The sequence below is a fragment of the Rhizobium sp. Leaf341 genome (genome assembly GCF_001424325.1).
Taxonomy (GTDB): Bacteria; Pseudomonadota; Alphaproteobacteria; order Rhizobiales; family Rhizobiaceae; genus Ferranicluibacter.
The window spans coordinates 447,343-473,461 of sequence record NZ_LMPE01000005.1 but is presented as its reverse complement, the minus strand read 5'-3'; the positions used below and the strand labels follow the sequence as shown (position 1 = coordinate 473,461).

Here is a 26,119-nt window from a genome sequence, read left to right as displayed (position 1 = left end):
GGTCCTCATCGGGCAGGGGCGGTCTCGTCGAACGAGAGATTGGATCGGGGCGCCGCAGCAGGGCCGAGCACCGAACGATAGACGTCGCAATAGCGGTCGGCCACGGCGCTCCAGCCATAGGTTCTCGCGGCACCCATCAATTCGGCCCGAAGCGCGTCGCCCCGTGCTTCGAGGCGGGCATGCGCAGCCTCCAGGATATCGGCCGTCGCGGTGAGGTCGGCAAAGTCGCTGAGCAACAGCGCCGGGTGCCGCGCAGCGAGATCGATGAAGGCGGTGTTGTCGTTCAGGACCGGCAGGAGGCCGGCGCTCATCGCCTCGACGGCCACCAGGCCGAATCCTTCATAGTCGGACGCCGAGACGAACAGGGACGCCTTGGCCAGTCGGTCGCGGATCTCGGAATTGGAAAGGCCCTTGTGGATGGCGACCGCCGTCTCGACGCCCTGCCTCTGCGCCTCGGCCTGCAGCCTGTCGACGGTGAGATCGGAGGGAACGCCAATGATGTCGAGGCCCCAGTCGGGATGGCGCGCCTTGAGGGCCGCGGTCAAAGCAATGAGCAACGGCAGGCGCTTGTTGGCGGAAAAGCGCCCGATGGTGACGAGCCGGCGTGTCGGCACGCGGCTGGCAGCATCCTCGAACTTGCGGATGTCCACGCCGTTCTCGATGAGGCGCACGCGGTTTCCGGCAATCGGCGCGAAGGTGCGCACGTCGGCCTCGCTGCAGCCGATGATCTCGGAATAGCCTTGTGCCGAGACACGCGTGACGGTGTTGAACCAGGTCTGCTTCAGGGCGGAGAAGGCCTTGGTGTGAAAGAAGCCGCCATGGGTGGTTACGACCATGGGGCGCCGATGAAGGACGCGTCCCCAAGAGAGGGCATCGAAGAAGAAGTCGATCGCGTGGACATGTACGAGATCGGCTTCGTGCAGATGTCGGAAAACGGCGGGGGCGACGGGATATCGGCTGGAGCCGCGCCAGGGAATGCGGACGATCTCGATGCCGTCGATCGTTTCTCTTGCGGGGAGCCGGCCACGCTCGGGTTCGGAAAACAGGCGGTCGCAGGTGACGACGCGCACGCGAAAGCCGCGGTCGGGCAGCGAATGACAGAGATTGGCGACGACGTCTTCCAGCCCGCCGCGATTGGGTAGGAACTGGCGGACGACCTGGACGATCAGCGGTTTTCGCGCATCCGGCATCATCTCGGTCCTTTCCTCTGCCGCCACCGTCACGCTCCCTGGTTCTCGACCGTTTTCGGCGCCCCGACAGCCGGCGGAAAGGTTCGCCCGACGGTCGACGGGTTGGTTACGGGCGCCGTGGCCTCCCGCGCGCGCCGCCGGTTCCATGCGCCCGCCGCGACCGCCAGCGTTTCGTCAAACACCTGTCGTTCCTGGGTGCGCAGGAGAACGATGGAAACGATCATGCTGACACATGCGGCCAAAAAGAGGGCCAGCGTGGAGCCTGCAAGCAGGATTTGGAGCAGGCCCGCCGCGATGACCAGAACGGCGGACGGGAAAAGCGCGCGGAAGATGCGCCGGGGCATCTGGGAAAAGAGGATGAGCAGACTGCAATCCGCATAGCCGCGGCAGAGGAAGGCGATGGCGGCGCCGAGAATGCCGAACTGATGCGTGAGCAGCAACAGCAGAAGGACATAGGGCACCATCTGCGCCACATGGATCTTCGCCGTCATGTCGGGGCGTCCCTGCCCCTGCAGCAGCGTGAAGGGCGCGAAGGTCAGGGCATTTGGCCAGCTGCCCATCAGGAGGACGACCGCGACGGTCCCGGCGATCGCGGTGAAGGACGGGCCCATCCAGAGATCGAGGAAGGGCCGCATGAGAAAGATTCCTGCCGCGCAGAGGCCGCCATAGAGAATCCCGCTCACCATCATCGCGCGTTCCGAAATCGCGATGGCCTCCGCGCGCGGCAGGCTCGACAGGCGGGGAAACAGCGTGCGCGCGAGCGAACTGGTAAAGACCTGACTGCGCATCACGAGGTTCATGGGAACCGAATAATAGGTGACGGCGCTGACGCCTAGCGTCTTGCCGATGATGATCTGGTCGAGCGTGTTGAGCACCGGCAGGATGATCGAGGAAAGCGTGATCCAGCCGCCATAGTTCATCAGCGAGCGGACCTTGGCAAACCGGAACCGGTCGAAGCGGAAGCCCTGTTCCGTATAGAGCGCGATCAGTGTCGCCACGATGACGGAGGCAGCGCGGGACAGTGCAGCGGCGGGAATGATGACCGAGAGATTGGGAGATATCAGGATGGCGCAGAGGACCGGGACGACCTGCCCGACGATCATGCCGCCGATCTGCAGCGCATTGGCCAGGAAAAAGCGCTCTCGCGATTCCAGAATGCCGATCGAAAACCCCGAGATCAGCGCCAGCGGCAGGAGACAGGCGATGAACGGCAGCGCGATCGCAATCTCCGCCTCGAGTTCCAGCGGCACGGTGAAGACGGTGAGCAGGAGGAAGTTGCCGGCGAAATAGAGAAGCACGGCGCCGAGGCTTGCCAGCGCCATGTTGAGGAGGAAGGACGTTGCGACGATCTCGGAGCGTTCCTGGGTTGCCGAGAAGGGAAGACGCGACAGGGCGTTCGTCGAGGCGCGCGACAGGCCAAGGTCGAGAAAGCCGAGATAGCCGAGCAGAACCCAGACGATCGACATGACGCCGTAGCGGGCATCGCCGATATGGCGCACGAGAATGGGCACCGTCACCAGCGCGATCACGATCGGCGCGATAGCTCCTGCGACGTTGATGGCGAAGTTCACCGATAGCTGCCGCTTGGGCTTTTCCGTGGACATTGAGTCTTCCCGGGTCGTTGCCGTGATCGAGCCGCATCCGCATTCGCTGGAGCGCGGGGTTCGTCGTTCCGAACGCAGATGTAGAGGGCAAAGACTAATGGATGCTGCAGAGCACACGGCATGTGCGAGAGAGGGTAACCGGTGCGTTAACGAGAATTCTGCGGATCTCTGGTACGACGTCCTGCCGATTTCCGACGCTTTAAATCTCTGTTGCTGGCCCGGGAGTGATCGGATGGCCGGTTCCTGCTAGCGGATGTCGCGAAGCGGATGGACGGACGGTCGGCTGGCGCGATAGCTTGCAGTCAGCCGGGCGATAGCGTCCGTGGTGATCGGCAAGAGCGAGAGACCCATTTCATGAAGAGCTATGTGCTGACCGTCAGTTGCGCGTCGACTCGAGGCATCGTTGCTGCGATCTCCGGTTATCTGGCGACGCAAGGCTGCAATATCGTTGACAGTTCTCAGTTCGACGATCTGCAGACCGGCCTGTTCTTCATGCGGGTCAGCTTCATTTCGGAAGAGGGTGCCACTGAGGCGACCATACAGGAAGGGTTCGCACCGATTGCGGAAACCTTCGCCATGACATGGCAGATCCACGACTCCGCCAAGCGTATGAAAGTGTTGTTGATGGTGTCGCGTTTCGGACATTGTCTGAACGACCTTCTTTATCGCTGGAAGATCGGTGCGCTGCCGGTCGAGATCGTCGGCGTCGTGTCCAATCACTTCGAGTACCAGAAGGTGGTCGTCAATCACGATATTCCCTTTCATCACATCAAGGTGACCAAGGACAACAAGGTCGAGGCCGAGGCGCGACTGATGGACATTGTCGAGCAGTCGAATGCGGAACTGATCGTGCTCGCCCGCTACATGCAGGTTCTGTCGGATGCCGTCTGCAAGAAGATGTCGGGTCGCATCATCAACATCCACCACTCCTTTCTGCCAAGCTTCAAGGGGGCCAATCCCTACAAGCAGGCCTATGAGCGCGGCGTGAAGCTGATCGGCGCGACGGCGCATTATGTCACCGAGGATCTGGACGAAGGTCCGATCATCGAGCAGGACATTGCCCGCATCACGCATGCACAGTCACCGGACGACTATGTTTCCATCGGCCGGGACGTGGAAAGCCAGGTTCTCGCCCGCGCCGTGCATGCCCATATCCACCACCGCGTCTTCATGAACGGAAACCGAACCATCGTCTTCCCGGCAAGTCCGGGCTCTTACGCGTCCGAACGGATGGGCTGAAGACCGCGCTGCAGGACGGGTTGACAGCCGCGTCCGCTTTCGCTCCCCTGCGGCGCACAGGGAAGCTGCGCCTGGTTTCCCTCTCAATCCTCGACGGGATGCCCCATGGACCAGATATCCCGGCCGCGGCCGGTCATCCGGATCGATCTGCCAAGTCCTTCCGGGCTGCAGCGGCTCGGGCGCGGCAAGATCACGCTTCTCGAACATATTCGCGAGACCGGTTCGATCTCGGCGGCAGGGCGCGCCATGGACATGAGCTACCGTCGCGCCTGGCTCTTGGTCAGCGCGGTCAATGCGATGTTCGGGGAGGAGGCCGTGACCTCCCAGCGCGGCGGCAAACAGGGCGGCGGCGCGATGGTGACGCCGTTCGGCGAGGCGCTGATCGCGCGTTTCCGGGCGATGGAGGAAAAGGCGCTGTCTGCCATGGCCGAGGATATCGCCTGGCTCGAGGCGCAGCGCGCCGGGCTCAAGGATCCAGCGCCACCGTCTTGATCACCGCATGGACCGTCATTCCGGGCGTAAGATCCAGAATGTCGGCCGAGACGCTGGTGATGCGTGCCGTCAGCCGTGTCCCGGAACAGTCGAGCGCGACATCGACCTGATCGTGGCCGGAGGGTTCCATGCCCGTGATGATGCCCTCGATGATGTTCAGGGCGCTCAGGCCATCCGGGCGGCGGGTTGCCAGGAGAATGTCGCGAGCGGCAATCCGCAGCCGAAGGCGTTGCCCCCGCTGCCGCCCGCTGGCGGCCAGCCGGAGGTTCAGGCCGCCGGCGACCACGCTGACGAGCCGCGGATCGGGCTGGTCGGCGGCGACGACCGCCTCCAGCATGGTGCCGGCCTCCCTGCGACTGATGGCCTCGCTCGAACCCGGCAGGCTGAGCATATCCGCTGCGGTGCCGCTTCCCGTCAGCCGGCCATTCTCGATCATCAACACGCGATCGGCAAGCTGCGTCACTTCCGCGATGGAATGGCTGACATAGAGGATCGGAATGTCGGTCTCGTCGCGCAGACGTTCGAGATACGGCAGAATCTCGGCCTTGCGTGCCTCATCGAGGGCGGCAAGCGGTTCATCCATCAGCAAGAGGCGTGGCCGGGCCAGCAGGGCCCTGCCGATCGCCACCCGCTGTTTCTCTCCGCCGGAGAGACGGGTGGTGGAGCGCGAGAGCAACGGTGCGATCCCGAGAAGGTCCACGATGCGCGCGATCTCGTCATTGTCCGGCCGCTCCTTCGAAAACCATCGACCGTAGAGCAGGTTTTGCCGCACGCTGAGGTGTGGAAACAGCCGGCCTTCCTGAAACACCGTTCCGAAGCGCCGGCGGTGCGGCGGGATGATCGTCCGGCTTTTTGTATCGATGATCGTTTCGCCGTCGAGCCGCACCTGCCCTTCGTCCGGACGGATGAGGCCTGCGAGGATGCGGATCAGCGAGGTCTTGCCCGAGCCCGAGCGCCCGAAAAGGGCGGTGACGCCTGCGTCAGCGGAAAAGGCGATGTCGAGCGAAAAGGCGTCGAGCTGGTGTGACACGGACACGTCGAGCGTCATGCGCCGGCAACCTTGCGCGCGGCAGCGTTGGCGAGCCATTCCGAGAGAAGCAGCGCGGCCATGGAGATGACGATGGAGACGAGGGTCAGGCGCAACGCGCCGCTGTCGCCGCCCGGCACTTGTGTAAAGGTATAGATGGCCGCGGACAGCGTTTGCGTCTCCCCGGGGATGTTGGACACGAAGGTGATCGTCGCGCCGAATTCCCCCATGGCCTTGGCGAAGGAAAGGATCATGCCCGCAATGATGCCCGGCAGGATCAGCGGCAGGGTGATCGTGGCAAAGACCCAGCCGGGTGAGGCGCCAAGCGTGGCTGCGGCCTGTTCGAGGTGCCTGTCCACCGCCTCGATCGACAGGCGGATGCTGCGCACCATCAACGGGAACCCCATGACCGCGCAGGCAAGAGCAGCCCCCGTCCAGCGGAAGGAGAGGACGAGACCCGTGTAGGTTTCGAGAAATGCGCCGACCGGCCCGCGCCGTCCAAACACGATGAGCAGCAGGAAGCCGGTAACGACCGGCGGCAGGATCAGCGGCAGGTGCACCAGGCCGTTCAGGAGGGAGCGGCCCCAGAACCGGCCCCGGGCAAGCGCCATGGCGGCGAGGAGGGCCAAAGGCAGGCTCGACAGCATGGCGACGGCCGATACTTTCAGGCTCAGCCGGATGGCTGTCCATTCTGCATCGCTGATGGCAAGCCACTCCACGGTCCCTGGTTCTCCACGTTGGTTCGCCGCTCCGGCAGCCGCAGTCGGCCTTGTCTGCGCCGGCTTAGCCTTCTCCTATTTGTCGAGAACGGTAAAGCCTTGCGCTTCGAAGAGCGGCTTTGCGGCAGGCGAGCGAACGAAGTCGAGATAGGCGGCGGCGTCCGGATGTCTGCTCTCCGCGAGGATCGCGACCGGGTAGACGATGGGCAGGTGGGAACTTTCCGGGAACGTGCCGACGATGTTTACGGAGGGATCGGCGCGGGCATCCGTTTCGTAGACGATGCCGAGCGGAGCTTCGCCCTTGGAGACGAGGAGGAGAGCGGCGCGCACGTTTTCGGCTCCCGCAACGTCCGCCGCGACCGATGACCAGACGCCGAGCGCTTCAAGTGCCGCCTTGCCGTATTTGCCGGCCGGTACCGAGTCGACCGCACCCATGGCAAGCTTTCCGCCGGCAAGACGTGCTTTGAGGTCGAAACCTGGAGCGATCGTGACGGCCTGCGCGTCTGATGCCGGTGCGACGAGAACAAGGCGGTTGCCGAGGAGGGTCGAGCGGCTGCCTTCGCGAACGAGCTTCTTGCCTGCGACGTAATCCATCCAGGCAAGATCGGCAGACAGGAAGATGTCGGCCGGAGCGCCCGCTTCGATCTGTTTGGCAAGCGCCGAGCTGGCCGCATAGGAGGTGGTGACGGCGTTTCCGCTTTTCCGCTCCCAAGCCGCATTGACCGCATCAAGCGCGTTTTTCAGGCTTGCAGCCGCAAACACCGTGACGTTGTCCGCGGCCAGAGTCGGCGTCGCCGGTGCCATCGCCGCGAAGATGGAGATCGCCAGCGCGCCCCATGCATTCACGTTCAATCGGCGAAATTTGCGCAGCATGTTGTCCCCTCAACTCGAGATATTCCGAAGAATATAACGCACCCCTCGGCTTTCGCCAGCGATATATTTGTCAAGATATATTGCTGTCCCGCCCTTGCGGCGGCGGCCCGGTGAGCTATCGTTTGCGACAGGAACACGCAGACAACAGGCATAGGACGGGGCGATATGGACGGGACGGTCAGGCTGGAGGAGAGCTGGAGACACGCGCTTTCGAAGGAGTTCGACAGCGCCTATATGGGGACGCTCAAGAGCTTCCTGCAGGCTGAGAAGGCGGCGGGAAAGCAGATCTTCCCGCGGGGCTCGGAGTATTTCCGGGCGTTGGACCTGACGCCGCTCGACAGGGTCAGCGTCGTCATTCTCGGGCAGGATCCTTATCACGGCGAGGGTCAGGCCCACGGGTTGTCCTTCAGCGTACGCCCCGGCGTGCGTATTCCGCCGTCTCTGGTCAATATCTACAAGGAACTCGAGACCGACCTCAGCATACCGCCGGCGCGACACGGGTTTCTTGAGCATTGGGCGGAACAGGGCGTCCTGCTTCTCAACAGCGTGCTGACGGTGGAGCGGGCGCTGGCGGCGTCGCACCAGAAGCGGGGATGGGAAACCTTTACAGACGCCATCGTCCGCGCCGTCAACGATCAGCCGCGGCCGGTCGTGTTTATCCTATGGGGATCCTACGCCCAGAAGAAGGCGGCCTTTGTCGATCAGAGCCGGCATCTCGTGCTGCGCTCGGCGCATCCCTCACCCTTGTCTGCGCATAACGGTTTCTTCGGCACGGGCCCGTTTTCCAAAGCCAATGCCTTCCTTGAAGAGCATGGGCGCACGCCGATCGACTGGGCATTGCCGCCGATCTGAGCCGTTCGCACAGGCCAGCCTCAGGCCGGAGGGTGGGTTTGCAGGACGCCCGCCCTGCGGGCGACGACGCTCTCGCGCCAGACCGTGAAGATGCCGGCGCCAACGACGATGACGGCGCCGACGATCATGTTGACGCTGAGCACTTCGCCAAAGACGGAAACGCCGATGATGCTGGCGAAGACGAGCTGCAGATAGGTCAGGGGCTGCACCTCCGAGGCATCGAGATATTCATAGGCCTTGATGAGGAAGTAGTGGCTCGACGTGCCGGTGACGCAGAGGAGCGCCATCCAGAACCAGTCGACCGGGGCGAACCACGTCCAGTAGAACGGCCCGACAAGCGTGATCGCCACGGCTCCGGCGACGCCCGTGTAGAAGAAGCTGGTCATGGCGCTGTCCTCGCGGCTGACAAGGCGCGTGGTAACGACGTAGAACGCGAACATCAGGGCGGACGAGACGGGAACGACCAGCAGCGAGGCCGTTTCGTTGCCGGTCGGATCAAGGATCACGATGACGCCGATCAGCCCGACGAAGATCGCCGTCCAGCGGCGCCAGCCCACGCGCTCGCCGAGGATGACAATCGACAGAAGCGCGACGAAGATCGGTCCGACCGAGAAGATCGCCTGCGAATGCGCCAGCCCGACGCTGGCAAAGGAGGCAATGACCAGGACGATCTGGCTGACGAGCAGCAGACCACGCAGGATCTGCAAGACCGGGTGCTTCGTGGAAACCGCAGCTTTCAGGCCGCCGCTGGAACGGGCTGCCAGGAGGACGACGAAGGCTGCGAACGCCCAGTAGCGGATCATCGTGATGAACACAGGCGGATAGAGGCTGCCCATGTGCTTGGAGGTCGCGTCCTGCAGCGTGAAGATGAGGATTGCGACGAAAACGAAGAGATAGCCCTTGCGCTTGGATGTCATCGGAGTCGTCTTGCCGTGCTCGCCTTGACGACCGTATGGACGCGCTCAGGTCTTCTGGGAAAACGCCCGTGGCCGGGCGTCCTCGTCTCCTACTGTATATTTCCCGGGACGGGTATCGATTTCGGGATGAAAACGAACTTCGGATCCAATGCGGCGTGAGCGGACCCTCTGCCCCGCGTCGAAAGCCCGTCTCCCGCCGTCAATCTTCCCGGAAGGTGCGCTGCATCTGTTCGGTCAGAGGCTTGGCAAGATAGGAGATGACGGTCCGGTCGGCGATCTTGATGTAGGTTTCCGCCGGCATGCCCGGATAGAGCGAAAGGCCCTTCAGGGAGGCAAGGCTCGCCGCCTTCGGGCGAATGCGCAGCGGGTAGTAGCTTGCGCCCGTCCGCGGGTCTGTCACCTGGTCCGGAGCGATATTGGCGACCTCGCCCTCGACCACGGGCGTGGTTCGCTGGTTGAAGGCGCTGAAGCGGATTTCCACCGGCTGGCCGAGGGTGATCTGGTCGATGTCGGTGGTCGCGATGCGGGCTTCGATCGTCAACGTATCGGTCGCGGGAACCACCAGCATCAAGACTTCGCCGGGATTGACCACGCCATCGACCGTGTGGATGGCGAGCTGCGAAACCCGGCCGGCCAGCGGGGCGCGGATATCCAGTCGCTTCAGCTGGTCGAGCGCGGCGACGCCGCGATCCTCGTATTCCGCGATGCGTGCCTCGACATCTGTGAGATCCTTGGCATTTTCCGTACGGCGGTCCTCGTCCAGCTGCAGGATCTGCAGGTCGATCTCGCTCGACTTTCCGGCAGCCTGTGCGCGGGCGGCAAGACGAGCGCCGCGATCGCCCTCGAGCTGTGCGCGGTCACGCTTGAGAGCCGTGACGCGCTGCATGGACACGAGGCCTTGCGCATAGAGCTTGTCGACGCCTTCGAGCTCCTCCTTGATCAGCTTCAGGCTGTCGGCAATGGCGTTGAGCTGGACCGTCTGGCCTTCGATCTCGTCCTTCAGCTGGGCCTTGCGCGAGGCAAGCTGGTTCTTCATGCCGACCAGCGCGCTCCGGCGGCTGTCGAACAGCCGTCGCTCGCTGTCCTCGAAGCCTTTGGACGCCATGTCCGTCGGGACGACCTGGACGATCTTCGGAACCGTGAATGTGGCTTCGCCGGCCTGCTCGGCCAGGATCCGGGCGCGGCGGGCATAGAGCTGGGCCAGCGTATTCTGGACGATCGACAGATTGGCGCGCACGGTGGTGCCATCGAGCCGCACGAGCACCTGTCCGGCCTCGACAGTTTCGCCTTCACGCACGCGCAGTTCGCCGACAATGCCGCCGGTCAGGTGCTGGATCTTCTTGACGTTGTTTTCGACGACGACCGTTCCGGGGGCGACGATGGCGCTCGAAAGCTCCGTCGTTCCGGCCCATCCGCCGATGCCGCCGACGAGAACGAGGGCCATGATTCCGACGGCCGTGATGTGGCGCGAAAGAGACCGGCGGGACTGCACCGTGGGCACCGGGGACGACGACTCGCGCGGGCTCATGATGCGGTTTCCTGTCCGTTGCCGACGGCTTTGAGCATGGGCAGCTGTGTCTGTAGCTGCGGCGGGGCGTTCGACGGAGACGGCTGGGTCGCCGCAGGGCGGGGCGGATCGCGGCGGAGGATCTGCGCCAGAACCTCGTCCTTCGGGCCGAAGGCCTGCATGCGGCCTTCATTCATCATCAGCACGAGGTCGACACTCGCAAGTGCGCTCGGGCGGTGGGCAACGACGATGACGATCCCGCCACGGGCGCGAACGCCGAGGATGGCCTCGCTCAGCGCCTGTTCGCCTTCAGCGTCGAGATTCGAGTTCGGTTCGTCGAGAACGACGAGGAAGGGCTCGCCGTAGAGCGCGCGCGCGAGGGCGACACGCTGGCGCTGGCCGGCCGACAGAGACGAGCCGCCATCGCCGATCTCCGTTTCATAGCCGTTCGGCAGCTTGAGAATGAGGTCGTTGACACGGGCGGCCTTGGCGGCCTCGACGATCGCGGCCGGCGCGGCATCCTCTTCGAAGCGCGCGATATTCTGCGCCACGGTGCCGGAGAACAGTTCTACGTCCTGCGGAAGGTAGCCGATATGCTTGCCGAGACGATCGCTGTCCCACTGATCAAGGGCTGCGCCGTCCAGCCGGACGGCTCCGCGCAGGGTCGGCCAGATGCCGATAAGGGCGCGGGCGAGCGAAGACTTGCCCGAAGCGCTGGGGCCGATGATGCCGAGCGCGCTGCCGCTCTTCAGGGTAAAGGTGACGTCGGCATAGGTCAGGCGCTGGATGCCGGGCGGTCCGCCGGCAATGGCTTCCGCGGTCAGCTTCTCGCGCGGAACCGGGAGCTCCAGCGGCGCCTCGCGCTCCGGCAGCGCGGTCAGGAGGTCGCCCAGACGCTTCCAGCTCTGGCGCGCGGCGACGAAGGAGCGCCAGTTGCCGATGGCCAGTTCCACCGGCGCAAGTGCGCGCGCCGTGAGAATGGATCCTGCAATGATGATGCCGGGAGAGGCCAGTCCCTCGATGACCAGCACCGCCCCCGTGGCGAGCACGGCCGACTGGAGGATCATGCGGAAGACCTTGGACAGGGCGCCATAGCCGTTCGATACGTCGGAATTCACCAGGTTATGGTGCCGATAGGCGTCGTTGCGCTCGCCCCAGAGCGTCGACATGCGGCCGAGCATCCCCATGGACTGCATGACCTCGGCGTTGCGCTGTGACGACTGGGCAAAGGCGTTGCGCAGATTGCCGGTCTCGGACGCTTTCTTGGACGGACCCTGGGTCCCGCGATTGGTGAGGAACGTGAGAGCGATGAGAATAAGGGAGCCGACAACGGAGACGATGCCGATGACCGGGTGGAACAGGAAACAGATGCCGATGTAGAACGGCAGCCAGGGAAGGTCGAAGAAGGCGGCCGGCCCGGCACCCGACAGAAAGGCGCGCACCTGATCGAAATCGCGCAGGGGCTGCAGGCCGTCACCGGCCGTCCGCATCTTCAGCGGCTGGCGAACGACCGTGCGATAGATGCGCCCCGTCATTGCCTCGTCGAGGGCACCGGCGATGCGCACCAGCATGCGGCCGCGCACCCACTCGAATGCGCCTTGGAACGCGTAGAGCAGCAGCGCGAGGATGCAGAGCGCGATCAGCGTCGGAATGCTGCGGCTCGGCAAGACGCGGTCATAGACCTCGAGCATGAAGAACGAGCCCGTGAGGTAAAGCACGTTGACCAGCGCACTGGCGATGCCGACGCCGATAAACGCGCCCTTGCAGTCCCGCAAAGCCTGCGCCGGCTCCGTGCCTGAATGTCTGGTCTTTGTCATCGTCACCCCAAATGCCCGCCGGAAGGGCTGTCGTGTGGCCTGAACCGGCGTTCCCCAACGCCTGCCTGCGATCCCGAGCGCGATGCCAATCGGCCCTTGCGCTGCGCAGACGCGGTCACATTAGAGACGATCATGTCAATTTTTTATCACCAAAGGCAGATTCTGAATTTATTTTAGCATTATGCGTTTCAAGGCGCCACCCGCTATAGGACCGGCATTGGCCGCAGGCGCGGCAGCACGAACGTGTTTTGGAGGACAAGCCATGCGCCGGATCCTGGTGATCGGCATCGGAACCGGAAATCCCGATCACCTGACGCTCGAGGCTGTCAGGGCGATCGGCGAGGCCCAGGTGATCTTCGTCCCGACAAAGGGCGACGACAAGGTCGAGCTTGCCGACGTTCGCCGCGGCATCATTGCGCGCAATGGCTCAGCCAGCGTGCGGCTCGTGGAGTTTGCCGTGCCGCGGCGACAGACGGATGGCATCGGCTATCGCCAAGGCGTCGATCTCTGGCACGCCGCGATCGCGGGCATCCACGAGCAGCTGTTCCTCGATCATCTGGCAGACGGTGAAACCGGCGCGTTCCTCGTGTGGGGCGATCCGATGCTCTACGACAGCACGTTGCGCATTCTCGAGCGCGTGCGGGACGCCGGGCATGTTGCGTTCGACGTTTCCGTGTTGCCGGGGATCACCAGCATGCAGCTGCTGGCGGCCCGCCACCGCATCCCGATCAACGACATCGGGCTTCCCGTCACCATTACGCCCGCACGGCGCCTGTCCGGCATCTTTCCGCGCGCGGCCGAGGCCGTGGTCGTGATGCTGGATGGCGAGGAGGCTTTTCTGGCGGTGGACGAGCTGGATACCGAGATCTTCTGGGGCGCCTATCTCGGTCTGCCGCAGGAGATCACGATCGCCGGACGGCTTGGCGCTGTCCGAAGCGCGATCGTCGAGGCACGCGCGGCCGCGCGGGCGCGCCACGGCTGGATCATGGATATCTACCTGCTGCGCACGCCTTCACAAGGACCCGCGGGACAGCGCTGAGACAGGCTCGCGCCTGCCGCGGCGAGCGATGGGTGCGCCGATTTGCACGCGCCTTGCCGCATGCTGTATGACGGCTGATCGAAGGGCGCTGACAGGACGATGGCCGGAACGCAAATGCGCAGAGATGGTGAGACGACGACGTTCGGGGATGGCTCGTCCCCGACGCTGCGGCGTGGCGCCTGCCCGACATTGGCGCGTCCGATGCAGACCGGCGACGGCCTGCTTGCGCGCCTGCGGCCAGTCTCGGGCTTCTTCACGACAGAGGCTTTTCTGGCTCTCCTCGATGCGGCGGAAGCATTCGGCACGGGACGGCTTGATATCACGGCACGGGGAAACCTCCAGATTCGCGGTTTGCGATCGGACAGTGTCGCACGGCTGTCGGCGGCTATCGCACGCGCGGGCATCACGCCGATCGAGGGGATCGCGGTGGAAACGCCACCGCTGGCCGGGCTCGATCCGGAGGAAATCGTCGACCCGCGTCCGCTTGCCGGCGAGCTCTCTGCACGCATCCGTGAGAGCCGTCATGTGCTTGCACCGAAGCTGGCTGTCATCGTGGACGGCGGCGGGAGGCTGCATCTCGACGGCGTTGCGGCGGATGTCCGGCTGAAAGCCGTTGATGGCGATGTTCCTCTCTGGCATCTGTTCGTCGCAGGGCGGCCGTCGGGCCTTTCCGGCGCGGCAAACGAGATGATCGATGCGGCGATGGCGGTGATTTCCGAGATCGCTGCCTGCGGGCCTGCAGCGCGCGCGCGCGACCTTCCTCCAGGCCGTGGAGCGGTCCTGCATTCGCCCGCTCCAAAACAGCTGCATGCACATTCGCCGGTGGGTACGTTCGATCTCGGCGCCCAGGTCGCGCTCGGCGTTGCACCGTCCTTCGGACAGGCGGAGGCGCATGTGCTTCGCCGTCTGGTCGTTGCCGCCCGGTCGCAGGGATGTTCGCAGGTGCGGCTGGCTCCGGGTCGCGCGCTTCTCCTGATCGGTCCTGCCGGCTATGACCACCCGGCACTCGTCCGGACTGCCCGGTCGCTCGGCCTGGCCGTGGAGGCGACCGACCCGGTCCTGCAGATCGATGCCTGCGCCGGGCAGGCCGGCTGTGCCTCGGGACGCATCGACACCCACGCCATGGCGGCGCGCCTGATCGCGCATGCGCCCGCGCTCATGGATGGGTCGCTCAGCCTGCACGTCTCCGGCTGCGCCAAGGGCTGCGCGAGGCCGCGCACGGCGGGGCTCACACTGGTGGCGGCGTCCTGCGAAGGCCAGCCGGGGGCGGGGATCGTCCTTGGCGGACGGGCTGGAGACCCGCCTGTCGCGACAAAGCGTCTGGAAGACGTGCCTTGCGCCCTGACGGCGCTTGGCCAATGGGTTGCGGAAACGATAGAGAAGGGCGAATCGGCGGCCGCCTGCTTGGAACGGTTGGGGCCGGCGCGGATCGCCGCTGCGCTTTCAGGGGCGTGCTTCAACGGGATTGATGATGCCGGCATATGACTACATCCATGATGGCGACGCCATCTACGAGCGCTCCTTCGCCATCATCCGGGCAGAAACCGATCTTTCGCGGTTTTCGCCGGAAGAGGCGGATGTCGCCGTGCGCATGGTGCACGCCTGCGGGCTGGTCGAAGCTGCGCGGGATTTCGTTTTTTCGCCCGACTTCGTCACGGCTGCACGGACCGCCCTCGGGCGTGGCGCTCCCATTCTCTGTGATGCCTTCATGGTGGTAAACGGTGTGACCCGCGCGCGCTTGACCGCTGGAAACGAGGTGGTCTGCACGCTGCGCGAGCCCGAAACGCCTGCGCTCGCCCGGGAGATCGGCAACACGCGATCCGCGGCAGCGCTGCGGCTCTGGGGAGAGCGGATGGGCGGTGCGGTGGTCGCCATCGGCAATGCGCCGACGGCGCTCTTCTATCTTCTCGAAATGCTGCGTGACGGGGCGCCGAAGCCGGCTGCGATCCTCGGCATGCCGGTCGGTTTCGTCGGTGCGGCGGAATCCAAGGATGCCCTGGCCGAGCATTCCTACGGCGTGCCTTTCGCCATTGTCCGCGGCCGCCTCGGCGGTAGCGCCATCACGGCAGCCGCCATCAATGCCCTTGCGAGGCCGGGCCTGTGAAAGCATTGGGGACGGGAGAGAACCAAACAGCCGACAGTGCCGACGCGCCGCTGGCGGACCGCAAGGCCGGGCGCCTGATCGGGGTCGGAACGGGGCCCGGCGACCCTGAGCTTCTGACGCTGAAAGCCGTGCGGGCGCTCGCCGAGGCAGATGTTCTCGCCTATTTCGCAAAGGCCGGTCGGCGCGGCAATGGACGCACCATTCTCGATGGGCTCGGCAAGGCCGATGGTCTTGCCAGCCTGTTTGCACCCGGGCAGATGGAGGGCATCCTGAAGCCCGGCCGCATCGAATTGCCGCTCTATTATCCGGTCACCGTCGAGATCGACAAGGAGCACGAGGACTACAGGGACCAGATCACCTGCTTCTATGATGCTTCGGCAGAGAGCGTTGCCTCACATCTCAATGCCGGACGGACCGTCGCCATCCTGAGCGAAGGCGATCCGATGTTCTACGGTTCCTACATGCATCTGCACGTGCGTCTGGCAGGGCGCTATGCGGCCGAGGTCGTGCCTGGGGTTACGGCGATGTCGGGCTGCTGGTCGCTTGCCGGCCTGCCGATCGTTCAGGGCGACGACGTGCTGTCGGTCCTGCCCGGAACCATGGACGAGACGGAGCTTTGCCGCCGGTTGGGTGATACGCAAGCGGCCGTGATCATGAAGGTGGGGCGCAATCTGGCAAAGATCCGCCGTGCGCTTGCCGCGTCCGGTAAGCTGGGCGAAGCCGTCTATGTCGAGCGTGGGACAATGGCGAATGCCGCGATGACGCCCCTTGCCGACAAACTGACCGACGAGGCGCCCTACTTCTCGCTGGTTCTCGTGCCCGGCTGGACCGGCCGTGTCAGGGACACCTGCGCATGAGCGGCCGCCTGACGATCGTGGGGACCGGCCCGGGCGATCCGCGGCAGACAACGCCGGAAGCTCTCGAGGCCATTGCCGCGGCCAGCCATTTCTTTGGGTATGGACCTTACCTCGACCGCCTTGTGCTGCGCCCCGACCAGACGCGAGTGGCTTCCGACAATCGCGAGGAGCTGGACCGCGCCAAGGCCGCACTCGAGCATGCGGCGCGGGGTGCCGATGTCTGCGTGGTCTCCGGCGGCGATCCCGGCGTCTTTGCGATGGCGGCCGCCGTCTGCGAGGCGATCGATCATGGGCCCGCCCTCTGGCGCGATATCGATTTCCGCGTGACGCCGGGCGTAACCGCCATGCTGGCCGTTGCGGCCCGGATCGGCGCACCACTCGGGCACGACTTCTGCGCCATCTCGCTGTCGGACAATTTGAAGCCGTGGGAGATCATCACCCGCCGGCTGACCTTGGTCGCGCAAGCCGGGCTCGTCATCGCGCTGTACAATCCGATCAGCAAGGCACGGCCCTGGCAGCTCGGCGCCGCCTTCGAGATCTTGCGGCCGATCCTGCCGGCCCGAACGCCCGTCATCTTTGGCCGCGCTGCCGGCCGGCCGGACGAGCGCATGCGCGTCATGCCGCTTGCCGATGCCGATGCGACGGTAGCCGACATGGCGACCTGCGTCATCATCGGCTCGCCCGAAACGACCGTCATCTCTCGACCCGGCCGCGGCGACCTGGTCTACACGCCGCGCTTCCTCTCCGGAGCCGACACGTGATCGATGCGGGCGAGCGCCTCCTCCACAGTGCCGACCGCTGGAAGAGCATGCCCGGCGGCCCGTTCGACGAGAATCACCGCAATCCCCAGTGCCCGGGCTGCGGCGATCTTGCCGTAGGTGGCGCTGCCACCGCTGTTCTTGGCGACGATGCTGTCGATACGGTGTTCGATGAGCAAGGCCTGCTCGTCAGCCTCGCCGAAAGGTCCGGTCGCAAGGATGTAGCGGACGTCGGGCAGCATCAGAGGCGGATCGACCGGGTCGACGCTGCGAACAAGATACGTGTGCTGCGGAGCGGCTTCAAACACGGCTGCCTCCTGCCGACCGATCGCCAGGAGGACGCGCCGGGGGGCCGTACCCAGCGCAGCAACGGCCGTCTTTACACTGTCGACGCAGGTCCAGAGGTCGCCCGGCCGGCGCTCCCAGGGCGGGCGCCGAAGGGCGAAAGCCGGTATGCCCGTCGCCCGAGAGGCTATTGCGGCGTTCTCCGAAATTCTTGCAGCGAAGGGGTGCGTCGCATCGATCAGAAGATCGAAGCCTTCATCCCGCAGTGTGCGGGCAAGGCCTTCCGCGCCGCCGAACCCACCGATCCGGGTCGGGACGGGCTGCGCCATCGGCGCCCGCGTGCGACCGGCCAGCGAAAGCACCACGGCATGCCGGCCCTCGGCAAGGGCACCGGCCAGCGTGCGGGCTTCCGTGGTGCCACCGAGAATAAGGATATGAAGACCCATGCGTGACGGCGAAAACGCTTCCCTGACGGCGGAACCCTGGCTGACGATCATCGGCCTCGGAGAAGACGGTCTAGCGGGTCTCGGCGATGACGCCAAGCAGGCGCTCGCAGCCGCGCGTCTCGTCTTCGGCGGCGCGCGGCATCTGGCGCTCGCGGCGCCGCTGATCACCGGGGAAAGCTGCCCCTGGTCGAGCCCGTTCGAAACGGCCATCGACGTCGTGGTGGCGATGGCCGGCATGCCTGTGGTCGTGCTCGCCTCGGGTGATCCCTTCTTCTACGGCGTCGGTGTCACGCTGTCGCGGCGCATCGATCCGGCGCAAATGCGGGTTCTGCCGGCACCCTCGGCGTTCAGTCTTGCGGCGGCACGGCTTGGCTGGGCGTTGCAGGACGTGGTCTGCCTTTCGCTGCACGGCCGGCCGCTCGACCTCCTTCGCCCCCATTTACACCCGGGGACACGCCTGCTCGCGCTGACGTCCGACGGTAGAGGGCCGAGCGCGATCGCAGCCCTTCTCCGCGACAGCGGCTTCGGCGCGTCCGGTTTTACCGTGCTGGAAGCGATGGGCGGAGGGCAGGAGCGGGTGACCCGGCAGACGGCGAAGACGTTCGATCGTGCCGAATGCCACGCCCTCAATGTCTGCGCCATTGAGGTCGTGGCCGGAGAGGCGGCACGCGTTCTCGCGCTGTCGCCCGGACTTGCCGACGACCTTTTCGAGCATGACGGACAGATCACCAAGCGCGAGGTCCGGGCGTTGACGCTTTCCGCGCTGGCGCCTCGACGCGGCGAAAGACTCTGGGATATCGGGGCTGGCGCAGGTTCGATCGCGATCGAGTGGATGCTGGCCGATCCCTCCCTAGAAGCGGTCGCCATCGAGATGTCGCCGGAGCGGGCCGCGCGGATCAGACGCAATGCGCAGGCTTTCGGCGTTCCCGCCCTGGGTGTGGTCGAGGGCAAGGCGCCGGACGTGCTGGCGAGCCTTGACGCCGGGCGAGCGCCGGATGCGATCTTCGTCGGTGGCGGAGGGAGCGAGCCGGGCGTGATGGAGGCGGCATGGGCCGCCTTGCGGCCTGGCGGGCGGCTGGTCGCAAATGCCGTGACGACGGAGATGGAAGCGGTTCTGCTTGCCTGCCATGCCGAGCAGGGCGGAAGCCTGACACGGATCGACATTGCGCGTGCATCGCCTGTCGGCACGATGACGGGCTGGCGCCCGGGCATGCCGGTGACGCAATGGGCTCTGACGAAACCTTTAACAGAAGACAGGCCTCACCTCGCCGGTGACGCCCTTGGAAAGCGTAAGGGAGAACCGGCGTGACGGTACATTTCATCGGTGCCGGTCCCGGGGCAGCGGACCTGATCACGGTACGCGGACGGGATCTGATCGCGGCATCGCCCGTGTGCCTGTTTGCCGGCTCGATCGTTTCGCGCGATCTGCTGTCCTACTGCCCGCCGGGCGCCCGCATCGTCGACACGGCTCCCTTGTCGCTGGACGAGATCGAGGCGGAATATGTCCGGGCAGAGGCGCACGGCCAGGACGTTGCGCGTCTGCACTCCGGTGATCTCTCGGTCTGGAGTGCGGTCGCCGAACAGGTGCGGCGGCTGGAGTCGCGCGGGATTGCCTACACGATGACGCCGGGCGTACCGTCTTTCGCGGCGGCGGCAGCAGCGCTCGGTCGCGAACTGACGCTGCCGGCACTGGCGCAGAGCCTCGTGCTGACCCGTGTTTCCGGTCGCGCGTCGCCGATGCCGAATGCGGAGACGCTGGCCAATTTCGGTGCGACCGGTGCGACGCTTGCGATCCATCTCGCCATCCACGCCCTGCCGGCGATCGTCGCGGAGCTCACGCCGCTCTACGGCGCCGATTGCCCGGTCGCCATCGTCGTCAAGGCATCCTGGCCGGACGAGCGCGTGGTGCGCGGCACGCTGGGCGATATCGAGGCACGGGTCGCCGAAAACCCCATCGAGCGGACCGCGCTGATCTTCGTTGGTCGCACGCTGACAGCGGATGGTTTTCGCGACAGCGCGCTCTACGATGCAGGCTATCAGCGCCGGTTCCGCGGCCGCGACGAACTGTAGGACCTTCCGTCCGAGCGTCTTTCGGAGCGGTCTAGACGCCGATGTCGATCTTGGGGTCGGTCTTGGCGGTTTCCGTTTTCCGGGGAACCTCAGGGTTCTTTTCGGCGCGATCGCGGTAGAGCGCGGACTGGCCAAGCAGCATCAAAGTGACCGGCGTCGTGACGATCATGAAGATCACGATGAGCACCTCGTGAACGATCCAGCGGTTCTGAAGCACGCCGAACGCGATCATCGATGACGTGGCGATGAGAAGGACGCCGCCGCTGGTGCAGAGCGTCGGCGCGTGAAGGCGCTCGTAGAAGCTCTGGAAACGGACGATGCCGATCGCGCCGGCCAGCGTGATCGCGGAGCCCGACAGCAGGAGCAGGCAGACGGGAATGGCCGCCCAGACCGGCAGATCGACGAGAAACGTCATTCGATCACCTCGCCGCGCATCAGGAACTTGGCAAATGCGATGGTCGAGACGAAGCCGAGCAAGGCAATCGTCAGTGCAGCCTCGAAATAGAGCACATTGGCCGTGCGGATCCCGAAGGTCAGCAGCAGCAGCATGCCCGTGATATACACCGTGTCGAGACCCAGAATGCGGTCTTGCGCCCGCGGGCCCCTCGCGACGCGGTAAAGCGCGCAGACCATGGCAAGGCCGATCATGATCTGCGAAATCAGCACGGACCAGATGATGAGAAGCTCGGTCATTCGAAGATCTCCCTGAGAAGCCGTTCATACCGATGGGTCACGATGGACTGCCAGTCCTTGCCGTCGGCCGTATCGAGCACATGGATGAGGAGCATGCGGGTCTGGCGATCATATTCAAGCCAGGCGGTGCCGGGCGTGGTGGTTAGGATGCAGGCGAGCAGCGCAATGGCGTTGTCGTCCTGCAGTTGCAGTTCCACCATGACGAAGGCGGACTGCACAGGCCGCTTCCGCCGCGACAGGACGGCGCCGAGAACGGCGATGTTGGATTGTGCGATGTCCCTGACGACGAAACCGGCGAGGCGCAACGCAGCACCGGGCCGGCGCAGGCGGGGCTTGCTGGGCTCCAGATTGACCATGGCCCAGGACAGTGAAACGGACAGCACCGTGCCGAGGAGGATCTGACCCGGGGACACCGACTGGTTGACGAGCAGCCAGAACCCCAGGAGCAGAAGCGACAGAACCGGATAGGGGAACCAGTACCGCATCAGGAGCCTCCTGGGGATACGACCGGCACTGCATCGCGCACGCTGCCGATGTAGATCTGCGGCTGCGACAGCGCGGTCGCCGTATCCTGGAGATAGCGGAGCGCCGGACCGGACTGAAGCGTCAGGAAGCCGCAGGCCGCGAGAAGCGCGAGCACCGGCGTGATCTCGATCAGCCGGACACGGGGAACGGTGCCTTCGATCGAACTCCAGAACGTACGAATGCCGACCCGGTTGAGTGCGATCAGCGCTGCGAGGCCGGAGAGGATCAGAAGCGCCACGAAGGTCCATTGCGCGCCGGTCACGGGCGCATTTTCGCCAACGCCTTCGAACAGCCCGTGAAGGATTGCGAACTTGGCGACGAAGCCCGACAGAGGCGGCAGGCCGGCCATCAGCATGGTGCAGGCGACGAAGCACGCGCCGAGCACCGCCATGGTACCCGGAACGGCAACGCCGACCTCCTTCGGGACATCATCGTCATCGCCGTCGCCATAGGCTTCCATGGTCACTGCGAGAACGTCGGCACCCGCGTCCCGGGCCCGCTCCACGAGTTCGATAAGCAGGAAGAAGGCGCAGATGCCGAGCGTTGAGGAGATCAGATAGAACAGCGTGCCGGGAATGACGCCCGTGATGCCGAGGCCGATGGCCGCCATCAGCGATCCCGACGAGATCAGCACATAATAGCTGGCAAGCCGCCCCAACGCCTGCGATGCCATGACGCCGATCGTGCCGAAGACCACGGTCAGGAGACCACCATAGAGGAGAACGCTCTGCCCGAAACCTTCTGACGTGCCTGCGGCATTGCCGAACAGGAGAAGCGACAGCCGAAGCAGGATATAGACGCCGACCTTGGTCAGGATCGCAAACATCGCCGCTACCGGCGGCGTTGCGGCAGAATAGGCCTGGGGCAGCCAGAAGCCGAGCGGCCACATGCCTGCCTTCACGAGGAAGGCAACCCCGAGCACGGCGGCACCGGCCTCCAGCAGCATGCGGTTCTCGGCGCTCAGATCTGGAATGCGCAGAGCGAGATCGGCCATGTTGAGGGTGCCGGAGGCACCATAGATCAGGCTGACGCCGATGAGAAACAGCGACGAAGCTGCAAGGTTGATGGCGATGTAGTGCAGACCCGCCTTGACACGCACCGGCCCCGAACCGTGCAGCATGAGACCATAAGAAGCTGCCAGCATGATCTCGAAGAAGACGAACAGGTTGAACAGATCTCCGGTCAGGAAGGCGCCGTTGATCCCGACCAGCATGAACTGGAACAGCGTGTGGAAGTGCGGACCGGCCGTGTGCCAGCGCGCCATGGAAAACATCTGGGCGCACAAGGCCATCAGCGTGGCGAGCGTGATCATCATGGCCGACAGGCGATCGATCACCAGGACGATGCCATAGGGCGCGGCCCAGTTGCCGAGCTGGTAGACGAGCGAGCCGTTGTCCTGCGCGTGCGCGGACGCGATCATCAGGGCAACGCCCGTCAGGAGCAGAAGGATCGTTGCTCCGAAGCTCACCGCCCCCTTGAGGGTACGGCGACGCTCGTCGAGCGGGATCAGCGCTGCCGCGGTGACGAACGGCAGGAGGATCGGCAGGATGATCAGATGACCGACCCAGTTCATCGGCCCTCTCTCCCGTCGACATGGTCGTTGCCCGTAAAGCCCCGCGAGGCGAGAAGCACCACGAGAAACAGCGCCGTCATGGCAAATCCGATGACGATGGCCGTCAGAACCAGGGCTTGCGGCAGCGGATCGGTGTGGGTGAGAAAGCCACCCGCAACGCCCTTTTCGAGCACAGGCGGCGCATTGAGGCGCAGACGGCCCATGCCGAAGATGAACAGATTGACCGCGTAGGACAGGAGCGCGAGGCCAACGACCACCTGATAGGTCCGCGGCCGGAAGAGCAGCCAGATGCCGGACCCTGCAAACACGCCGATGCCGGCGGACAGAACGAGTTCCATCAGCTCTTCTCCTTCGTCGACAGCCGGACGCTGCGCATGTGGGCGCGCGGCGAGCGGACGGACTGGTGGGCGAGCGCAATCAGGATCAGCACCGTGGCGCCGGTTACCAGAGAGAAGACGCCAAGATCGAACAGAATGGCGCTCGCCAGCGGTATCTCGCCGATCAGCGGCAGGTCCGCATAGCGGGAATGTGTTGTCAGGAAGGGATAACCGAACACCCAGGAGCCTAGACCGGTGGCGGTCGCGACAAGGATCCCGACGCTCATCCAGCGCAGAGGATGGATGCGCAGACGTTCCTCGACCCAGCGCGTTCCGCTGCTCATGTATTGCAGGATAAACGCGATCGAAAGCGCGATACCTGCCGCAAAGCCACCGCCCGGCAGGTCGTGGCCGCGGAAGAACAGGAAGGCCGCGAACATGCCGATGGCAGGAAAGAGCCACCGCATGATCACCGAGGGAATATGGAGATATTCGGCGACGCTCTCGCCGGACTGGCGCTCGGGATGCCGCGCATCGAAGGCGTTCTGCACACGCTGTTGTTCCGGGCGCTCCAGGCTTTCGGCAGCCGGGCGGAAGCGCAGCAGCAGGGAGAATACGGTCAGCGCGACAATGGCGAGAACGGCGATTTCGCCGAAGGTATCGAACCCGCGGAAATCCACCAGGATCACATTGACGACATTGGTACCGCCGCCCTCGGAATAGGCACGCTCCAGGAAATAGCTGGAGATCGTCTCCGGCATCGGCCGGGTCATCACGGTGTAGGAGATCAGCATCAAGCCAACGCCGGCGGTGACCGCGATGACGAGGTCCCGAAGACGGCGGATGCGCACACCGATGGACATGGCTTCGGCATCGGGCGCTTCGAAGCGCTTGGGCAACCAGCGCAAGCCGAGGAGAATGAGAACGGTGGTGACGATCTCGACGAGGAGCTGCGTGAGGGCAAGATCGGGTGCGGACAGCCAGACGAACGTGATGCAGGTGACGAGGCCGGCCCCACCGAGAAGAACGAGCGCCGCGAGGCGGTGGAATTTCGCCTGGTACGCGGCACTGATTGCGCAGGCCATGCCGATCAGCCAGAGGATGGCGAAGACCGGATCGATGTTGCGAAAGGCAAGATCGGCTGGCTGGAAGCGACCCCAGAGCAGCGGCGTCGCTGCAGCGATGACGGCTGCGAAGACGAGAATGCGCATCTGGGGCTGAAGGCGCCTCGTGCCGGCCTTCATTTCCACCATGCGGGCCCATTTCCAGGACAGGGTGAGGAGGATGCGCTCGAAGATGCGCTGACCCTGGAGCTTGCGGAAATAAGGTGGCCCCTCAACGCTGGTCGCCAGGTAGGGGCGCATGACGACATAGAGCAGGATGCCGGCAACGAGCGCAAACAGGCTCATGAAGAACGGCAGGTTCCAGCCATGCCAGACGGCAAGGCTGTAGACCGGCGTCGCGTCGCGCAGGACGGAGATCACGGCCGTGTGCAGCAGCGGTCCGATGGTCAGGCTCGGCACGACGCCGACCACGAGGCAGGCAAGCACCAGAAAGCCGATCGGCGCGATCATCCAGTGCGGCGGCTCGTGTGGCTCGCTCGGCAGATCGTGCGGCTTGGGGCCGAAGAAGACGGCGTAGATGAAGCGCAGGGAATAGGTAACCGCAAAGAGGCTCGCCAGCGTCGCGATATAGGGCGTCAGCGTGTCGAGCAGGTTGATCCGGTGCGTTTCGATGGCTTCGGCAAAGAACATTTCCTTGGAAATGAACCCGTTGAGCAAGGGTACTCCGGCCATGGACGCGCTTGCGACCATGGCCAGCGTGGCGGTTATCGGCATGTATTTGAAGAGCCCGCTCAGGCGCCGCATGTCGCGGGTGCCCGTCTCGTGGTCGATGATGCCGGCGGCCATGAAGAGCGACGCCTTGAAGGTCGCATGATTCATCGTGTGGAAGATCGCGGCGACGGCGGCCAGCGGACTGCCGAGGCTCAAAAGGACGGTGATGAGGCCGAGGTGACTAATGGTGGAATAGGCAAGAAGCCCTTTGAGATCCTGCTGGAAGATCGCAAAATAGGCGCTGAGGAGCAGTGTCGAGAGCCCGGCGAGGCCAACCAGCCAGAACCAGGCTTCCGTGCCGGCCATCACCGGCCAGAAGCGCGTGAGGAGAAAAACGCCGGCCTTGACCAGCGTGGCCGAATGCAGAAAGGCCGACACGGGCGTGGGGGCCGCCATGGCGTGCGGCAACCAGAAATGGAATGGAAATTGCGCGCTCTTGGTCAGGGCACCCATGAGCACCAAGACGAGGATCACCAGATAGAGAGGGTGGTTGCGGATCGCATCGCCCGAGGCGAGCACCACGTCGAGATCGTAGCTGCCGACGACATGGCCGATCAGCAGCAGCCCGACGAAGAGGCAGAGACCGCCCGTGCCGGTGACGGTGAGCGCCATGCGGGCGCCGTCGCGCGCATTGGCATTGTGATACCAGTAGCCGATCAGGAGGAACGAGATGATGCTCGTCAGTTCCCAGAAGATCGACAGAAGAATGAGATTGCCCGACAGGACGAGGCCCAGCATCGCGCCCATGAAGGCGAGAAACAGCGAGAAGAAACGCGGAACAGGATCTTCCGCCGACATGTAGTACCGTGCATAGACCACGACCAGGAGCGCGATCGCGCTGATCAGGGCCGAGAACAGCCAGGAGAAACCGTCCATCCGCAGCGTAAAGTTCAGCCCGTATTGCGGAATCCAGGCGATATCATAACGCAGGACGCGGCCCTCGATGACAAAGACGTAAAGCGATGTCGTGATCGCCAGGCAGAGGAAGGCAATGGAGCCCGAGAGCCAGGCTGCCAGCGTGCTGCGATCGCTCGGCAGACTGATGGCGATGAGGCTTCCCACGAACGGCGTGAGCACGAGCAAGAGCAGCAGGTTTTGCGCGATCTCTATGGTCATTTCCCCAGTTTGATCGTTACGATGTCGGTTCTACGCGCTCACCCGAGCACGAGCTTGACGGACGCTTCGAGGCCGAGGGGCCCGAAGGGTCTGCGTGAACGAAGACAGCGCGACATGCCGAATTTTATGCCGGTATTCTGCCGCGAAGCCAACCCGCGAAAGTGGCAAATAGCCCCCATCTGTCGTTTTTCCAGTTTGTCTTATGAACCTCGCCGGTGTTTTTGACGGATGCCCAACCTCGCGTACCGTCTCATCGCCGGGAAG

General features: G+C 64.6%; 25 protein-coding genes. 10 read left to right on the top strand and 15 right to left on the bottom strand.

Features of this window, described 5'->3' with window-relative positions; translation table 11 throughout:
• Positions 1-5: 5 nt before the first annotated feature.
• Entirely contained in the window at positions 6-1,193 is a 1,188-nt protein-coding gene (locus tag ASG03_RS09355; RefSeq protein WP_062475507.1) for a glycosyltransferase family 4 protein, read from the bottom strand.
• 26 nt (positions 1,194-1,219) lie between these two features.
• Positions 1,220-2,794, bottom strand: a complete 1,575-nt coding sequence (locus ASG03_RS09350; protein ID WP_062693357.1) for a flippase — start codon at positions 2,792-2,794, stop codon at positions 1,220-1,222.
• 354 nt (positions 2,795-3,148) lie between these two features.
• On the opposite strand from ASG03_RS09350, the gene purU reads away from it, so the two are divergent.
• Both purU and ASG03_RS09340 read left to right on the top strand, forming a co-directional pair.
• A complete protein-coding gene (purU, locus tag ASG03_RS09345; protein ID WP_062475501.1) occupies positions 3,149-4,033 on the top strand; it encodes a formyltetrahydrofolate deformylase in 885 nt (294 codons plus the stop codon).
• 105 nt (positions 4,034-4,138) lie between these two features.
• Entirely contained in the window at positions 4,139-4,525 is a 387-nt protein-coding gene (locus ASG03_RS09340) for a winged helix-turn-helix domain-containing protein (RefSeq protein WP_062693356.1), read from the top strand.
• Here ASG03_RS09340 and modC read toward each other — a convergent pair.
• The 3 genes from modC to modA all read right to left on the bottom strand — a co-directional run bounded on the left by modC (position 4,500) and on the right by modA (position 7,141).
• The gene (gene modC, locus ASG03_RS09335) at positions 4,500-5,573 is read right to left on the bottom strand and encodes a molybdenum ABC transporter ATP-binding protein (RefSeq protein ID WP_062693355.1); all 1,074 of its coding nucleotides are present in this window, start codon (positions 5,571-5,573) and stop codon (positions 4,500-4,502) included. The two genes, ASG03_RS09340 and modC, sit on opposite strands and share 26 nt — an antisense overlap.
• On the bottom strand, positions 5,570-6,271 hold the full coding sequence (gene modB / locus ASG03_RS09330) for a molybdate ABC transporter permease subunit (RefSeq protein WP_062475491.1): 702 nt from the start codon (positions 6,269-6,271) through the stop codon (positions 5,570-5,572). Before modB ends, modC begins: the two co-directional genes overlap by 4 nt.
• Positions 6,272-6,346: 75 nt before the next feature.
• On the bottom strand, positions 6,347-7,141 hold the full coding sequence (gene modA, locus ASG03_RS09325) for a molybdate ABC transporter substrate-binding protein (RefSeq protein ID WP_443216595.1): 795 nt from the start codon (positions 7,139-7,141) through the stop codon (positions 6,347-6,349).
• 168 nt (positions 7,142-7,309) lie between these two features.
• On the opposite strand from modA, the gene ung reads away from it, so the two are divergent.
• Positions 7,310-7,996 (top strand): uracil-DNA glycosylase, encoded by a 687-nt coding sequence (ung, locus tag ASG03_RS09320; protein WP_062693354.1) that lies wholly within the window; start codon positions 7,310-7,312, stop codon positions 7,994-7,996.
• Positions 7,997-8,016: 20 nt separating this feature from the next.
• Here the strand turns inward: ung and ASG03_RS09315 are convergent, their stop codons facing one another.
• From ASG03_RS09315 to ASG03_RS09305, 3 genes are all read right to left on the bottom strand, one after another.
• Complete coding sequence (locus tag ASG03_RS09315; protein WP_062475485.1) at positions 8,017-8,913, bottom strand: DMT family transporter; 897 nt, start codon at positions 8,911-8,913, stop codon at positions 8,017-8,019.
• 199 nt (positions 8,914-9,112) lie between these two features.
• Positions 9,113-10,441 (bottom strand): HlyD family type I secretion periplasmic adaptor subunit, encoded by a 1,329-nt coding sequence (locus ASG03_RS09310; RefSeq protein ID WP_062693353.1) that lies wholly within the window; start codon positions 10,439-10,441, stop codon positions 9,113-9,115.
• Positions 10,438-12,237, bottom strand: coding sequence for a type I secretion system permease/ATPase (locus ASG03_RS09305; RefSeq protein ID WP_062693352.1), 1,800 nt, complete (start codon positions 12,235-12,237; stop codon positions 10,438-10,440). Before ASG03_RS09305 ends, ASG03_RS09310 begins: the two co-directional genes overlap by 4 nt.
• A 262-nt stretch (positions 12,238-12,499) precedes the next feature.
• Between ASG03_RS09305 and cobF the strand changes: the two genes are divergently transcribed.
• The 5 genes from cobF to ASG03_RS09280 all read left to right on the top strand — a co-directional run bounded on the left by cobF (position 12,500) and on the right by ASG03_RS09280 (position 16,998).
• A complete protein-coding gene (gene cobF, locus ASG03_RS09300) occupies positions 12,500-13,276 on the top strand; it encodes a precorrin-6A synthase (deacetylating) (RefSeq protein WP_062475475.1) in 777 nt (258 codons plus the stop codon).
• Between the two features lie 114 nt (positions 13,277-13,390).
• Entirely contained in the window at positions 13,391-14,761 is a 1,371-nt protein-coding gene (gene cobG, locus ASG03_RS09295) for a precorrin-3B synthase (protein WP_162241371.1), read from the top strand.
• Positions 14,748-15,380, top strand: coding sequence for a precorrin-8X methylmutase (locus tag ASG03_RS09290; protein ID WP_062475855.1), 633 nt, complete (start codon positions 14,748-14,750; stop codon positions 15,378-15,380). Before cobG ends, ASG03_RS09290 begins: the two co-directional genes overlap by 14 nt.
• A 50-nt stretch (positions 15,381-15,430) precedes the next feature.
• Entirely contained in the window at positions 15,431-16,237 is an 807-nt protein-coding gene (locus ASG03_RS09285) for a precorrin-2 C(20)-methyltransferase (protein ID WP_062693443.1), read from the top strand.
• The gene (locus ASG03_RS09280) at positions 16,234-16,998 is read left to right on the top strand and encodes a precorrin-3B C(17)-methyltransferase (RefSeq protein WP_062693350.1); all 765 of its coding nucleotides are present in this window, start codon (positions 16,234-16,236) and stop codon (positions 16,996-16,998) included. The genes ASG03_RS09285 and ASG03_RS09280 overlap by 4 nt, the downstream gene beginning before the upstream one ends.
• On the opposite strand, the gene ASG03_RS09275 is transcribed toward ASG03_RS09280, so the two are convergent.
• A complete protein-coding gene (locus tag ASG03_RS09275) occupies positions 16,962-17,726 on the bottom strand; it encodes a cobalt-precorrin-6A reductase (RefSeq protein ID WP_062475464.1) in 765 nt (254 codons plus the stop codon). The genes ASG03_RS09280 and ASG03_RS09275 overlap by 37 nt on opposite strands.
• Here ASG03_RS09275 and cbiE point away from each other — a divergent pair.
• Both cbiE and cobM read left to right on the top strand, forming a co-directional pair.
• Positions 17,725-19,035 (top strand): precorrin-6y C5,15-methyltransferase (decarboxylating) subunit CbiE, encoded by a 1,311-nt coding sequence (gene cbiE / locus ASG03_RS09270; protein WP_082475635.1) that lies wholly within the window; start codon positions 17,725-17,727, stop codon positions 19,033-19,035. The genes ASG03_RS09275 and cbiE overlap by 2 nt on opposite strands.
• Positions 19,032-19,796 (top strand): precorrin-4 C(11)-methyltransferase, encoded by a 765-nt coding sequence (gene cobM, locus ASG03_RS09265; protein WP_062475461.1) that lies wholly within the window; start codon positions 19,032-19,034, stop codon positions 19,794-19,796. The genes cbiE and cobM overlap by 4 nt, the downstream gene beginning before the upstream one ends.
• Positions 19,797-19,827: 31 nt before the next feature.
• Here cobM and mnhG read toward each other — a convergent pair whose 3' ends face one another.
• Genes mnhG through ASG03_RS09235 form a run of 6 tightly spaced genes read right to left on the bottom strand, consistent with a single transcriptional unit; the run spans position 19,828 to position 25,849 of the window.
• Positions 19,828-20,211, bottom strand: coding sequence for a monovalent cation/H(+) antiporter subunit G (mnhG, locus tag ASG03_RS09260; RefSeq protein ID WP_062475458.1), 384 nt, complete (start codon positions 20,209-20,211; stop codon positions 19,828-19,830).
• Positions 20,208-20,489, bottom strand: coding sequence for a K+/H+ antiporter subunit F (locus ASG03_RS09255; RefSeq protein ID WP_062475455.1), 282 nt, complete (start codon positions 20,487-20,489; stop codon positions 20,208-20,210). Before ASG03_RS09255 ends, mnhG begins: the two co-directional genes overlap by 4 nt.
• Positions 20,486-20,974, bottom strand: coding sequence for a Na+/H+ antiporter subunit E (locus ASG03_RS09250; protein WP_062475452.1), 489 nt, complete (start codon positions 20,972-20,974; stop codon positions 20,486-20,488). Before ASG03_RS09250 ends, ASG03_RS09255 begins: the two co-directional genes overlap by 4 nt.
• Positions 20,974-22,587: a monovalent cation/H+ antiporter subunit D gene (locus ASG03_RS09245; RefSeq protein WP_062475448.1), complete on the bottom strand. Its 1,614-nt coding sequence runs from the start codon at positions 22,585-22,587 to the stop codon at positions 20,974-20,976. Before ASG03_RS09245 ends, ASG03_RS09250 begins: the two co-directional genes overlap by 1 nt.
• Entirely contained in the window at positions 22,584-22,925 is a 342-nt protein-coding gene (locus tag ASG03_RS09240) for a Na+/H+ antiporter subunit C (RefSeq protein ID WP_062475445.1), read from the bottom strand. Before ASG03_RS09240 ends, ASG03_RS09245 begins: the two co-directional genes overlap by 4 nt.
• On the bottom strand, positions 22,925-25,849 hold the full coding sequence (locus ASG03_RS09235; protein WP_443216594.1) for a monovalent cation/H+ antiporter subunit A: 2,925 nt from the start codon (positions 25,847-25,849) through the stop codon (positions 22,925-22,927). Before ASG03_RS09235 ends, ASG03_RS09240 begins: the two co-directional genes overlap by 1 nt.
• Positions 25,850-26,119: the final 270 nt, after the last annotated feature.